Origin of the sequence: Undibacterium sp. Ji50W (genome assembly GCF_049340445.1) — a bacterium.
Taxonomy (GTDB): Bacteria; Pseudomonadota; Gammaproteobacteria; order Burkholderiales; family Burkholderiaceae_D; genus Undibacterium.
In genome coordinates, this window is the sequence record NZ_JBMPOX010000007.1 from 49,207 (window position 1) to 62,694 (window position 13,488).

Sequence of the window (13,488 nt, forward strand, 5' to 3'; positions counted from 1 at the left end):
CAGAAAATGGAAAAAGAAGGGCCGATGTCTGAGCGAAGCGAGTTTCGGACCTTCCCATTTTTTGCACTACATAAATGGGCACTCCCGAAGGGAGCGAGTCTGCGGTCGCCTTTCTTTGATTCCGTTCTTTGGCGAAGCAAAGAAAGGAATTCGGCCGCCGGGCCGAGACCCGGCCTGTCTCCACGCAGGGCAATCGTTTTAATCAGAGTACGGCACAAAAGCAACGCCGCTGGAGCGCCAGCCCGGTGAGCGCCAGCCCGGTGGAGCGTCAGCCCGGTGGAGCGTCAGCCCGGTAGCCTCCAGCCTGCGCTGGAGCGACCATATTTAGTTTGCCGTTTATCGACTGAGCCCCATCCCCATCCCAACCTTCCCCTTGAAGGGGAAGGAGTTAAAACATCCAACGCGTCCATTGCACAACTTCAATCGCAACGGGTAATGCCAGCATAAGCGCACTACGCTGACTACTCAGCCTTCGCCCCCACAGGCTTGAACTGCCCCATCACATCCCTCTTCCCCCGCTCCAGATAAGGCACCGGTTTATCCATCCATTCCGGACGCGGGCTACCCAACAAATAATGGTCAAAGAATTCCGCCATGTGCACGGTGTAATACTTCATGTTGTCGCGCTCTTTCAAACCATGTTTTTCACCGTTGAAGTTAAACCAGTAAGCTTCCTTGCCGAGTTGACGCAAGGCAGTGAAAAATTCTATGGCCTGGTACCACGGCACTGCATCGTCATCATCATTATGGATGGTCAGATACGGGGTCTGTACTTTGTCGATATGGAATATTGGTGAATTTTCTATGTATTCTGCGGTCTTGTTCCAGGGCGCACCACCCATGCGGCTTTGCTGTTTTTCATACTGGAAGGCGCGGCTCATGCCTGTGCCCCAGCGTATGCCGCCATAGCCACTGATCATGTTCGCCATTGATGCACCAGCTTCCACCGCGCGGAACATAGTGGTTTGCGTGATCAGGTAATTGATCTGGTAAGCACCCCAGCTATGGCCCTGTATGCCGACACGCTTGGGATCAACATAGCCTTGCGCCAGCACTTTTTGCACCGCTGGTATCACGGCGTTATAGGCGCTCTTGCCTGGATGACCAGTCTTGTAAACGATATCCGGACGCAGCACGATATAGCCATTGCTCAGATAACGGCTGACATTGATATTTTGACTCGGTGCAGGTGGAACATAACGATGCAGATTGTCCGACATGTTTTCATAGATGTAGACCATCATCGGATATTTTTTTGCCGGATCAAAATTCTCGGGTTTGGCCAGCAAGGCTTTCAGCTTCTTGCCATCCAGGCTGGTATATTCAATCATCTCTTGCTTGCCCCAGTTGTAGTGGGCCTGCTGTGGATTGGCATTGCTGATTTTTTGTGGAGACTGCAAGCGCAGGTTACTGGCCCACAGATCAGGAAACTCGACAAAGCTCTGCTGCGTGAACAAGACTGTATCGGCGTTTTTAGCTTTGATCAGACCTGAGATCATCTTGTCTGCATGAATCAGTTTGACGGGCTCACCTGATTTAGGGTTTTGCTGATAGTAACCGGTAGAACGGTCGCCTTCATTGGTGGCAGCCAGTATCCATGATTCTGTTGGCAATGCCTTGGCTTCTGCAACCGGTGAGGGTTCTTCTGCTGGTGGTTTTTTCTCTGCATCCACAGGCACATAACGCAGTTCAAGCTGATGCTTGCGGCCATAACCGGCGCTCAGGTTACGGCTGGACTGGGTTTGTGGATGTACTTCCCATAGGTCGAACTGGTCATATAGAACGACGCTGGCATCATCTTCGGTCCAGCCCGCAAAGCCATAGGCATCCTTGACTTCTGGTGTGTCGCGTTTTGCATCTTCGAAGCGCGCCTTAATTTTACCTGTCAAATTGGTCTTGCTGCCATCGGCGGTGGACCAACTAAACCAGGTACTGATATTAGCATCAAAAGCCAGCACATATTTTCCACCGGGTGACAGGCTGGGCACATAGCGCAATTTTTGCACCAGCAGGCGTGCCTGCCCGGTTTGCAAATCCACTGCATAGGCGTCGTGATACAGCGCATCCCAGGATTGCTGCATCTTGTAAGGCACATCACTGGCGCCCATGGCAAAACGCGGATTGTCATTCACCAGCACATCCGGGATGGTTTTATTGGCGAGCTGGACGAAACGTTGCTCACCTGTATGAAACACGGCTTTGTAGCTGCGCTGTTTTTCTTTTTCTGCCTTGACCTTTTGCATGGATTGCAGCTCAGGGTCTTTCCAGTGCCAAAGGTCAACCTTGAATGGTTCTGGTGCATCCTTGGGATCGGCTTTTGCCAGTTCTGCCGTGCCAAAGAACAGGCGTTGGCCATCCTTGCTGAAACTCAGGCTGGCATGTTCACTGGGTAGCCAGCCCGCCGGCATCCCTGATGTGTCTGCCGTGACGATGGCTTTGGCTTCGGTATCACCGGCACGCCAGTAATACAGCTTGAAAGCGGTGATTTCTTTATCTGCCTTATCTGCCTTATCTGCTTTATCTGCCGCATCTGTCTTGTCAGCGTCAGTATTTTTCTTGCCCGCCTTGTCGGTTTCAGCACGTTTCCTGGCGACGTCATCACGATTACTGACAAAGGCCAGTTGGCGTCCCACCTCATCAAAGCGCAGGTGCTTGTAGCTGCCTGCACCAGCCATGATATAGCGCGCAGTGGTTTCTTGCGGGCTGACGAGGTAAACACCTTCGCGCGCACCTTCTTTGGCAGCATCCTTGGTCAGCACATTAAAGGCCAGCAATTCACCGTTCTTGGACCAGGTGAAATCTGCCACATCCTTGTAGGCAGTGCGCTTGCCATTGGCAACGTCAATCAATAGAAATTCTGTGCCGGCTTCTTTTTTCTTGGCAGCAGCAATTGCGGCGGCGGTCTGCTGATCATCGTCATCATCCTTGCTGGCCGCTGCTTCTGCTTCTTTTTTTGTATCTTTCTTTAAGTCTTTCGGTGCTTCCAGCAAAACGGCGAGGAAATTGCCGCCTTCTTCGGGCCAGGCAAAACGTTTGACCTTGTCTATGTTTTCCACTTTACCGGTGGACAGGTCCATCATGCCCAAACCGGATTTAGGCAAGTCATCGCCCTTCTTTTTTTCTTTCTTTGCCTTGTCCAGCTCTACTCTGGTTGGTGCAATTGCAAACGCCAGGTAACGACCATCTGCGCTGAATGCTGGCGTAGTGCCACGCGGCGCACGCCATTCACGGTCGTCCTTGAGATTCCTGACCACGACTTCGCCATCTGACTCTTGTCCAACCAGTGCATAGGCTGCCCAGTTGCCGTCACGGCTGAGTACATGGCCCTGTATGCTGCGCCAGCTGGCATACACATCATGGGTGATCACTTTTTTGGCAGACACTGGCGTCGTGCTGCCAGTCGCAGCAGCTTCTGTCTGCAAGGCAGCCGCATGGACCGTCGAGGTATGCATACCAAAGCTCAGGCCTATCAGCAATGCGATGGCACAAAGCTGGCGTGCTGAAGATGGGATGGATGGCATATCAGAAAATGACAAAAGACGCGGATGCACGATGTTCACTGAGAAAACCTTTCTTCTTGTTTTGTTGATGGTACTTGGTGTTAATTAGGTACTACTTAGAACGTGTTTACGATCTTACTGCGCGGGCGTGATCGGGGCTCATGCGCTGCTCAAAATGCTCATGTACTACAGTACATTCCGCTTTTTGCGCTGCTCTTCGCCCCGCTGATGCTCGCTACAGATCGTAAACACGTTCTTAAATTAATGACATGCGCAGGCAGGGCCAAGGCTGCCTGCACAAAAACTTATATTATCCTGTTTATTTTGCGCTTCAGGATTGCAGTTGCAAAATTTTTGTCACGCGCATCTCACCTTTTTCGCCAGCACCTGAGCCACTGGTGTGGGTTTCTTTTTTTACAACGATGAGGCGGTCACCGCTCAGGCCATAGACCAGGTCTTCTTCATTTTTAGTTTCGAAACTGATGACGACAAAAGCACGTCCGGAAATAGCCTGATGCATGCGGCTGGCCACGGGCGTGCCGTCGGCAGCAATCCAGATGTCCAGACTGCCTTCAAATTTCTTCACGTACTTGCGTTCTTTTTCTGTCAGCTTGTCGACCGGTATCTCGAAGCTCAGCAGACGTGCCGGCTTGCCATTATAGGTTTCTGCCTTTTCGGTTTTGAACACGGCTTTTTCCATTGCCCGCGTCAGATTGCCTGCCGCTGAAATCATGGGGCGCAATTCCGAGGCATTCACTTCGCGTATGGCCGCCAGGCTGGGGGTTTTCGCCTTGGGGTCTTTTTCATGTGCGCGTTCTTCCACTTCCAGCCGGGCCAGTAAATCCTTGCCAAACAAGAGCTGCAAGCCACGCGGGCTATCTTCCAGCACGATGCTGACCTGGCCATTCTGTTCTTCGAGCTCTTTGCCTTCACCTTGACGGCTCCAGGTTTTTGCTTCGATAAGCGCTTTGACCGGTGATTGCCCTGGCAAGCGTGCCAAAGCAGCTTTCAGGTCAGTCAATCCATCGGCCCTCGCTGCAGTAGCGACGGCGCTCAACAGCCAGGCCGCACTCAACAGCAGCAACTTCTTTTTTAACGGCATGAAATCCTCAGGGAATGAATCATGAATCGTGAATCGTGAATCGTGAATCGTGAATCGTGAATTAGCCCAATCTGACCATCGCTGTGCGTAATAGTTCAGCCTTGCCGATCAGATAGCCATTTGCGGTAGACCAGCAATGCCACTTGTGCATCATTGGCGGCATACATGATTTGCCTGTCATTCAACTGGGCAGCCCAGTTTGAGGTTGAGGTTTTCTTGGATTTTTGCAGATTCATACCAAAGAATTTGGCAACTGCCGCCTTGGCACCCATGTCGCGCTGCTTGCTTTCGCGCATAACACGTGCCAGGTCAAGGACATTTTGCGGGGTGATACCCAGCTTGATTTTTAATCTTTTCATATCATCACCCAGACCAAACCCCACTTTCAGTATCACTTTGGATTCCAGCAAGGCGCGCACGGCATCGGTGTTGATGGCTTTCATCACCGGGAACAAATAAGCCCGGGTGTCTGTTGCCAGTTGTATCAGATGGGGGCCATCGGATTGCTGGCCCTTAAAAAAAACCGGCTTGGATTCGGTATCAAAACCCAGCATGTCGGCATCACACATATGTGCATACGCCTGCTCAGCATCGGTTGCTGTCTGTACCAGAAACACGTCGCTGGCCTGTATGCCCGGGTAAGGGGGGAGAGGAATTTCCTGATCTTCTGTCATGCCAGCATGATAAGGGAAATGAGGGAAATGCGGGTATCTGGCTGCCGCGCTGGACAAAGCAAAGGGAAAAAATCTGGAAATTCTTTTTATAAAACCACCGCCCCCCTATAAATCAATATATTTTTTATAATTTTCCTGAAAAATACCCGCATGCTCAGTGATGCGGCAGGCAATCATGACAAAAAAATAATCGTTGGTATGAGCATTACAAACATGTCAGCCTGCGCCTCTTGCGCTGTTCCGTTTGCCAGCGCGTGTTGACCTAGTCAGATGGCAAGACACCGGCCTCAGGCAGCGCATCTGGCTGATCTGTTTTCAAGGGATCGATGCGGCGTCTGCGTGGCCTGGCGTTGGACAAAACCTCAATGATCAGGGCCTGGCCATCGGGCAGGGAAATCGCCAATTTTTCTTGCCCCTCATGGTTGAAATGATAGACCGTGGCCGCGCCAACGGCAGCCGATTTTTCCAGGGTTGCCAGCATCAGCAAGTCTGGCAATTCCGTTACCTTGCCGGTACGCCAGAGTAGTTTATTCATTGATGTGCTCGCGGAATCGGGTGGTGAAACCGGCAGCATCCATGGGGCGGGCAAAGTAATAGCCCTGCACCTGGCTGCACCCCATTTTGCGCAAGCGTTCGGCTTGCTCCTTCTTTTCCACGCCTTCGGCAACCACGCTCAGGCCCAGGCTCAGTGCCATCGCAATGATGGCACTGGCAATCGCCGCATCGTCCGGATTTTCATGGATATCATTGATGAAGGATTTATCTATCTTCAGTTCATCAATGGGGAAACGCCGCAAGTAAGACAGACTGGAATACCCTGTACCAAAATCATCCAGTGAAATGGACAGGCCCAGGTTTTTCAGCGCACGCAGCGCTACCAGGGTGCTGTTGACATCCTGCATGACCATGCTTTCGGTCAGTTCCAGTGTGACCTGCGCGGGGTCAGCACCAGTTTCAGTAAAGATGCTGGCAACCCTTTCAGACAAGTCTTCTTGCCGGAACTGCCGGGGCGACATATTGACGGCAATTTTCAGGTCTGCCAGACCGGCTTTCTTCCAGCTCACCTGCTGCCGGCAGGCTTCGGCCAAAACCCATTCACCCAAGGGAATGATCAGGCCGGTTTCTTCTGCCAGTGGAATAAATTCTATAGGGTGTATCAAACCTATCTGCGGGTGATGCCAGCGTACCAGTGCCTCGGCACCAACGATACGGCCACTGGCCAGTTCTATCTTGGGTTGGTAATGCAGGGTAAATTCATGCCGTTCCAGTCCACGCCGCAAGGCACCTTCCATATTCAGGCGGCTGATGGCCGTCACCCCCATTTCAGGGATGAACTGGCGCACGCTATTGCGCCCGTGTTCCTTGACGCGGTACATGGCTATATCGGCATAACGCAATAATATCTCGCCGTGATCACCATCCCTGGGATACAGGGAAATACCAATACTGGCCGTCACAAACACTTCATGGCCATTGATTTCAAACGGGCGCGACAAGGCCCCCAGGATTTTTTCGGCGACAACATCGACATCCCCGGTCTCTGGCAAATCGGTCAGGATGACGACAAATTCATCTCCCCCCAGACGGGCGACGGTATCGGTTTCGCGCACGCAGTGACTGAGCCTTTGTGCGACCTGCTTCAGCATTTCGTCACCAGCACCATGGCCAGAGGCATCGTTGATGAGTTTGAAGTGATCCAGATCAAGCAGCATCAGGCCCACCGACAAATCCTGGCGCTTGGCCCAGGCAATGGCCTGGGTGATACGGTCATTCAATAAATTGCGATTGGCGAGACCGGTCAGGCTGTCATGTGTGGCCTGGTATTCCAGCTCTTTCTGGTAATTGACACGTTCGCTGACATCATTGATGACACTGACAAAATGCGTGGTTGCAGCACCACTGGCATCCTTGACAGGGGAAATGTGCAACTCATTCCAGAACTGTGTGCCGTCCTTGCGGTAATTGCGCAATAGCGCGCAGCCCGCTCTTTTTTCACGCAGGGCAGAACGTATCTCTTGCAAATCAGGTTGCGCCAGGTCTTCCCTGACCAGGAAACGCCCTTCCCGTCCTATGACTTCCTGTGCCGTGTAACCAGTGATTTTCTCGAAAGCCGGGTTCACATAGACGATGGAATGATCGCTGTCGTCGCTACGGGTGATCATGATGCCATTGCTGCTCGATACCAGTGCCTGCTCGCGCAAGAGCAAAGCCTGTTCGACTTCCTTCAATTGGAATTTACTGTCAGTGATGTCTTGCTTGACTGCGACCAGGTGAGTGATCACCCCATCCGCATTACACAGCGGGCTGACGACCTGTCTTTCCCAATAAGTAGTGCCATCCTTGCGATGGCTGAGTACCTCGCCCTGCCAGTGCTCGCCGACTTTCAGGGCCAGAATAATCCGCATGACTTTTTCATCGGCCGGATCACCGGAATTCCAGAACACATGCTGGCCCAGCACTTCATTCAACTGATAACCAGAGATGCGGCAGAAGCTGTCGTTGCCATATTCCAGTTCACCTGCGGCATTGGTGATCACCACGGCAAACGGACTTTGCCGCACGGACAATGCCAGCATTTCCATATTGTCTTGTAAATCATGGTGTTCATGGGTACTGTTGAGGGAATGAACGGCATGCGCCAGTTCTTTTGCGAAGCGGCTGAGTATGTTGCAGGCATTACTGTTTTCGCTGAGATCAAATTCTGCCCCTACCCGCAAATGTGCCAGGGCATGACCATCATGCTGTAGCGGCAACACCAGGTATTGCATACCCTCTGCCGCCGGCCTGTCGGCACGAAAACGATAAATCTCTGACTTGTCACCCAAGTCCAGTTCGACTTCAGCGCATAGATAACCGGCACGCTGCACCAGGATGCGACAAAAGCCGCGCAACATCGCCGGCAATTCTGATGAGTACCACAGACAATGGGAAATTTCCCCCAGCAATAGATACCACTCTTCGAGTCGATGTGACTCTGCATCCAAAGCATTCGTTTGGTCGACAATAGCCATTGCTGTGCGGTCTCCTGTTCAACACACTGTTTTCCGGACTTACGCAAAACCGCCCCAGCTGCGTTGCAGCTCCCGCATTTACTAAGACCATGTACTGTTCGTACTGCCTTCGTCGCTACGGTGTAGTCGGGGTTTCAGGCAACATGTTGCCTGCCGACGTAACGAACCTCCCCTGCGAGGGAGGTTTCTTTAAGCGACAGCCTTGCTGGGACAATTTTGCGTAAGTCCTATTTTTGGCAAGTAGATTTTTATAACCTGTAGCCAAACGAATTGCAACAAAAACCACAGCCACAAAGCTACCTATTCATGCTGCAATTGCGTTTAAGCAAAGAGAAGGGCCGCATAGATTTTTTAATTACTTTTACTAAAAAGACAATTATTACTCTTTCATTTCTTCAGGTTTTCTCCTGACTTTCTCTGTGCCTCTGTGTCTCTGTGGTGAAAGGTCTTCAGTATTTCCACAATCTACAGGTTAAAATTAACAAAACAACATCCAGCAAATTAGCCTATATAGCGCAAAAGCCGTTAAAATCTAAGGTTTGGCAAACTTTATTCATCGCTTCTTAAAGAAGTGACAAAGGCAGATAGCACGATGCTCACATTTCAACAAATTATCCTGACATTACAAGATTACTGGGACAAACAAGGCTGCGCCCTGTTGCAGCCTTACGATATGGAAGTGGGTGCGGGTACCTCGCATACGGGTACTTTCTTGCGCGCCATCGGGCCGGAACCATGGCGTGCAGCTTATGTACAGCCTTCCCGCCGCCCTAAAGATGGCCGTTATGGCGAAAACCCCAACCGTCTGCAACACTATTACCAGTATCAGGTGGTGTTGAAACCGGCACCGGAAAATATTCTCGACCTGTATCTAGGTTCATTGAAGGCCCTCGGCCTGGATTTGCAGCAAAACGACATCCGCTTTGTCGAAGATGACTGGGAAAACCCCACTCTGGGTGCCTGGGGTCTGGGCTGGGAAGTCTGGCTCAACGGCATGGAAGTCACGCAATTCACTTATTTCCAGCAAGTCGGCGGCATTGACTGCAAGCCTATATTGGGCGAAATCACCTATGGCATCGAACGTCTGGCCATGTATTTGCAAGGCGTGGAAAACGTGTATGACCTGGTATGGACAGAACGTGAAGAAAACGGTCAGACCGTGCGCCTGTCTTATGGCGATGTCTTCCATCAAAATGAAGTCGAACAATCAACCTTCAATTTTGAATATTCAAATACCGATTTTCTGTTCTCTTTGTTCACCAACTACGAAGCGGAAGCCAAGCGTCTGCTGGAAGTGACCGAAAAATCCCTGGCTCTGCCAGCCTATGAAATGATTTTGAAGGCAGCACATACCTTCAACTTGCTGGATGCGCGTGGTGCGATATCGGTGACCGAGCGTGCGGCGTATATTGGCCGCATCCGTAACCTGTCGCGTGCCGTGGCTGCGGCTTACTATGCGTCGCGTGAAGCACTGGGCTTCCCCATGTGCGCTGCGGATGACAAGCATAAGCCTGCTCCCGCCGCTGTTGCTACTGTTGCTACTGCCGCCTCTGCATAAGCATTGCATCAGCTTTACGCTTAGCCCACAAGACCATCATTAAACAGATTCTGGCACAACGCCGGAACGTAGGATAAGAAACATGAGCCAAACACTGTTAGTTGAATTATTTACCGAAGAACTGCCACCCAAGGCCCTGGCTAAACTGGGCGAGGCATTCAGTGCCGGCATAGTAGCTGGTTTGAAATCCCGCGATTTTCTGGAAGCTGAAACCGTCGCGACCAGCTATGCATCACCACGCCGCCTGGCTGTCAGCATCACTGGCGTGCGGGCCACGTCGCCAGACAAACTAATGCGCGAAAAAGTCTTGCCGGTATCCGTCGCACTGGATGCGGCTGGTAACGCCACCCCACCGCTGGTCAAGAAACTGGCGGCGCTGGGCTTTCCCAATTTGCAAGTAAGCGATCTGGAACGTGCGGTGGATGGCAAGGCAGAAAGCTTCTTTTACAGCTATACCGCCGCAGGTACCGCGCTGGCACCCGCCGTGCAAACTGCACTGGAAGACACCATAGGCAAGTTGCCCATCCCGAAAGTCATGAGCTACCAGCGTCCGGATGGCGAGACCGTGCATTTTGTGCGCCCTGTGCACAAGATCATCGCCCTGCATGGTGCCGATATTGTGCCACTGTCCTTGCTGGGCTTGAACAGCGACCGTATCACCAAGGGCCATCGCTTCCTGTCCGCTGGTGATGTCAGCATTGCCAAGGCAGATGACTATGCCGCCAGCCTGAAAACTGAAGGCAAGGTCATCGCCAGCTTCAATCAGCGTAAAGAACTGATACGTGTTGCCTTGCTTGGCAAAGCGGGTACAGATCAGGTCTTGATGCCTGAAGCGCTGCTGGATGAAGTCACAGCCCTGGTGGAATGGCCAGTCGTATATGAATGCAATTTCGAGCAGGAATTTTTGGCGGTACCGCAAGAATGCCTGATACTGACCATGCAGACCAATCAAAAGTATTTTGCCCTGACGGATGCCAATGGCAAATTGCGTTCCCGCTTTTTGATCGTCTCGAATCTGGAAACCAGCGACCCGCAGCACATCATCCAGGGTAATGAGCGCGTCGTGCGCCCGCGCCTGTCAGATGCAAAATTCTTCTTTGAACAAGACAAGAAAAAGACTCTGGAATCACGTCTACCTTTGCTGGCGAACGTGGTCTACCACAACAAACTGGGCAGCCAGGCGGACCGTACACAACGCGTCAAAACCCTGGCAGGCCAGATTGCTGCCAGCCTGAAAGGCGATGTTGCCCTGACCGAACGCGCGGCCCTGCTGGCCAAGACTGACTTGCTGACCGATATGGTCGGTGAATTCCCAGAACTGCAAGGCATCATGGGTACTTACTATGCCCAGCACGATGGTGAACATGCTGATGTCGCTGCCGCAGCGTCAGAACATTATCAGCCACGTTTTGCCGGCGATGCGCTGCCTGCAACATTGACAGGCACAGCAGTCGCCCTGGCAGATAAACTGGAAACCCTGGTCGGTATCTGGGGCATAGGCTTGCAGCCTACCGGTGACCGTGACCCGTTTGCACTGCGTCGCCATGCTCTTGGCATCTTGCGCATGCTGGTGGAAAAACGCCTGAGCCTGTCGCTGCATACCTTGCTGGCGCAAGCCGTGGCCCTGTTTGCTGGCAATGCCAACTTCACCGACCCGACCAGCGACGTGCTGAACTTCCTGTTTGACCGCCTGCGTGGTCAATTACGCGACAAGGGCTTTTCACAAAGCGAAGTGGAAGCCGTGGTTGCCCAGCAACCAGACACACTAGCCAACATCGTTGAACGCCTGCAAGCCGTACAAGCCTTTGCTGCCCTGCCGGAATCAGAAGCACTGGCCGCTGCCAACAAGCGCATTACCAATATCCTCAAAAAAGCCGAAGCTGCGCCAGGTGCGGTTAATTCGTCCCTGTTGCAGGAAGCCGCCGAGCAGGCACTGGCCAAGGCCATGGCCGATGTCAAACCGGAAGTCGATGCAGCCTTTGCCAAAGGTGACTTCACCAGCGCCCTGAAAACCCTGGCCGCCCTGCGTGCAGCCGTGGACAGTTTTTTCAATGACGTGATGGTGAATGCCGAAGAACTGGCCTTGCGTAACAACCGCCTGGCCTTGCTGGCCAGCCTGCATGGGATGATGAATCAGGTAGCCGACATTTCCAAGCTGGCAGCATAATTGATATAGTGTGAACTACAGCAGTGCCAACAACAACTGTGGAAACAACAGTGCAGGCAACAACAGCGCCATGAACACCGGGCTGTTGTTGCAAACTGATGCAACTGATGACAAATGAGAAGGATAGGCTATGAAACTCATCATTCTTGACCGTGATGGCGTCATCAACCAGGATTCGGACGCCTTTATCAAATCGCCCGATGAATGGAAACCCATTCCCGGTTCGCTACAGGCGATTGCCCGCCTGAACCAGGCCGGTTATCGCGTGGTCGTTGCCACCAATCAGTCTGGCGTGGGCCGCAAATTGTTTGATATGGCGACCCTGAATGCCATCCACCAGAAAATGCACACGGCAGCACAACAACTGGGTGCCACCATCGACGCCATTTTTTTCTGCCCGCATATGGCCGATGAAAACTGTGACTGTCGCAAACCCAAGCCTGGCATGCTGCAGGAAATTGCCCGCCGCTATGACGTTAACCTGAAAGGTGTACATTGCGTTGGCGATTCGCTGCGCGATCTGCAAGCGGGGTTTGTGATGGGTTGCATCCCGCACCTGGTATTGACTGGCAAAGGTGCCCAGGCCCAGGAAAAAGGCGGCCTGCCACCCGGCACACAGGTCTATCCCGACCTGGCCGCGATGGTAGACAAACTGGTGGAAAACTCACCATCCGAATTTAATATCGCGATCTGAATGTATTCAGCATCGCCGCAACTGGAGACTACATGCTTCGTTTTACCCTTTTTGTACGCTCGCTGATTTTTTTACTGGTGATGGGCATTGTTACCATCGTCTGGGCTCCCATCAGTATGCTGTTTGCATTCTTGCCGTATAACCAGCGCTATTACATTACAGCACGCTGGAATGTCACCATCATTTGGGCAGCAAAAGTGATTTGTGGCATACGCTACCAGACCAAAGGATTTGAGAACTTCCCGGATGGGCCAGCCATCCTGCTATGCAAACATCAGTCAGCCTGGGAAACCATTTTCCTGTTGATGGCCACGCCGCGCCCACTGGTGTTCGTCTTCAAAAAAGAAATTACCTATATCCCCTTCTTTGGCTGGGCTATCTCCATGCTGCGCATGATCCCTATCGACCGTAGCAAGGGCAAGGACGCCTTCGCCCATGTCGTCACCCAGGGCCGCAAGCGTCTGGCCGATGGTCAGTGGATCATCATGTTCCCCGAAGGTACACGTATCGCTGTGGGTAAAAAAGGCCAGTACAAAGGCGGCGGTGCCCGTCTGGCAGTGGAAACCAATACTCCTGTCGTACCTGTCGCCGTGAATTCTGGTGAATGCTGGCCCAAAAACTCTTTCACCAAATTGCCAGGCACCGTCACCGTATCTGTTGGCAAACCGATTCCACCGAATGATATGAATGCGGTGGAATTGATGGCAGAAGTAGAAAAATGGATAGAGGCCGAAATGCGTGTGATTTCGCCACAGGTGTATCAATCGGAATCAAAGTAATTT

9 protein-coding genes are annotated in these 13,488 nt (G+C 52.2%); 4 read left to right on the plus strand and 5 right to left on the minus strand.

The genetic code is table 11. The features are described 5' to 3' along the window. Positions 1 to 461: 461 nt before the first annotated feature. From ACO0K9_RS12610 to ACO0K9_RS12630, 5 genes are all read right to left on the minus strand, one after another. On the minus strand, positions 462 to 3,521 hold the full coding sequence (locus tag ACO0K9_RS12610; RefSeq protein ID WP_422985357.1) for a prolyl oligopeptidase family serine peptidase: 3,060 nt from the start codon (positions 3,519 to 3,521) through the stop codon (positions 462 to 464). Positions 3,522 to 3,831: 310 nt separating this feature from the next. Continuing rightward, entirely contained in the window at positions 3,832 to 4,602 is a 771-nt protein-coding gene (locus ACO0K9_RS12615) for a hypothetical protein (RefSeq protein WP_422985359.1), read from the minus strand. Positions 4,603 to 4,697: 95 nt separating this feature from the next. Then, the gene (locus ACO0K9_RS12620) at positions 4,698 to 5,276 is read right to left on the minus strand and encodes a 3'-5' exonuclease (protein WP_422985361.1); all 579 of its coding nucleotides are present in this window, start codon (positions 5,274 to 5,276) and stop codon (positions 4,698 to 4,700) included. Between the two features lie 262 nt (positions 5,277 to 5,538). Further along, entirely contained in the window at positions 5,539 to 5,811 is a 273-nt protein-coding gene (locus tag ACO0K9_RS12625; RefSeq protein WP_422985363.1) for a hypothetical protein, read from the minus strand. Then, positions 5,804 to 8,287, minus strand: a complete 2,484-nt coding sequence (locus ACO0K9_RS12630; protein WP_422985365.1) for an EAL domain-containing protein — start codon at positions 8,285 to 8,287, stop codon at positions 5,804 to 5,806. Before ACO0K9_RS12630 ends, ACO0K9_RS12625 begins: the two co-directional genes overlap by 8 nt. A gap of 592 nt (positions 8,288 to 8,879) precedes the next feature. On the opposite strand from ACO0K9_RS12630, the gene glyQ reads away from it, so the two are divergent. The 4 genes from glyQ to ACO0K9_RS12650 all read left to right on the plus strand — a co-directional run bounded on the left by glyQ (position 8,880) and on the right by ACO0K9_RS12650 (position 13,485). Beyond that, complete coding sequence (glyQ, locus tag ACO0K9_RS12635) at positions 8,880 to 9,845, plus strand: glycine--tRNA ligase subunit alpha (protein ID WP_422985367.1); 966 nt, start codon at positions 8,880 to 8,882, stop codon at positions 9,843 to 9,845. 82 nt (positions 9,846 to 9,927) lie between these two features. Continuing rightward, a complete protein-coding gene (gene glyS / locus ACO0K9_RS12640; protein WP_422985369.1) occupies positions 9,928 to 12,012 on the plus strand; it encodes a glycine--tRNA ligase subunit beta in 2,085 nt (694 codons plus the stop codon). A 130-nt stretch (positions 12,013 to 12,142) separates the two neighbouring features. Continuing rightward, positions 12,143 to 12,706, plus strand: coding sequence for a D-glycero-beta-D-manno-heptose 1,7-bisphosphate 7-phosphatase (gene gmhB, locus ACO0K9_RS12645; RefSeq protein ID WP_422985371.1), 564 nt, complete (start codon positions 12,143 to 12,145; stop codon positions 12,704 to 12,706). 32 nt (positions 12,707 to 12,738) lie between these two features. Beyond that, the gene (locus ACO0K9_RS12650; RefSeq protein ID WP_422985373.1) at positions 12,739 to 13,485 is read left to right on the plus strand and encodes a lysophospholipid acyltransferase family protein; all 747 of its coding nucleotides are present in this window, start codon (positions 12,739 to 12,741) and stop codon (positions 13,483 to 13,485) included. The last annotated feature ends 3 nt before the right edge of the window (positions 13,486 to 13,488 follow it).

Coding starts and splice junctions, on each gene's coding strand:
- ACO0K9_RS12610 (WP_422985357.1), bottom strand. CDS start 3,521: ATGCCATCCATCCCATCTTCAGCACGCCAGCTTTGTGCCATCGCATTG.
- ACO0K9_RS12615 (WP_422985359.1), bottom strand. CDS start 4,602: ATGCCGTTAAAAAAGAAGTTGCTGCTGTTGAGTGCGGCCTGGCTGTTG.
- ACO0K9_RS12620 (WP_422985361.1), bottom strand. CDS start 5,276: ATGACAGAAGATCAGGAAATTCCTCTCCCCCCTTACCCGGGCATACAG.
- ACO0K9_RS12625 (WP_422985363.1), bottom strand. CDS start 5,811: ATGAATAAACTACTCTGGCGTACCGGCAAGGTAACGGAATTGCCAGAC.
- ACO0K9_RS12630 (WP_422985365.1), bottom strand. CDS start 8,287: ATGGCTATTGTCGACCAAACGAATGCTTTGGATGCAGAGTCACATCGA.
- glyQ (WP_422985367.1), top strand. CDS start 8,880: ATGCTCACATTTCAACAAATTATCCTGACATTACAAGATTACTGGGAC.
- glyS (WP_422985369.1), top strand. CDS start 9,928: ATGAGCCAAACACTGTTAGTTGAATTATTTACCGAAGAACTGCCACCC.
- gmhB (WP_422985371.1), top strand. CDS start 12,143: ATGAAACTCATCATTCTTGACCGTGATGGCGTCATCAACCAGGATTCG.
- ACO0K9_RS12650 (WP_422985373.1), top strand. CDS start 12,739: ATGCTTCGTTTTACCCTTTTTGTACGCTCGCTGATTTTTTTACTGGTG.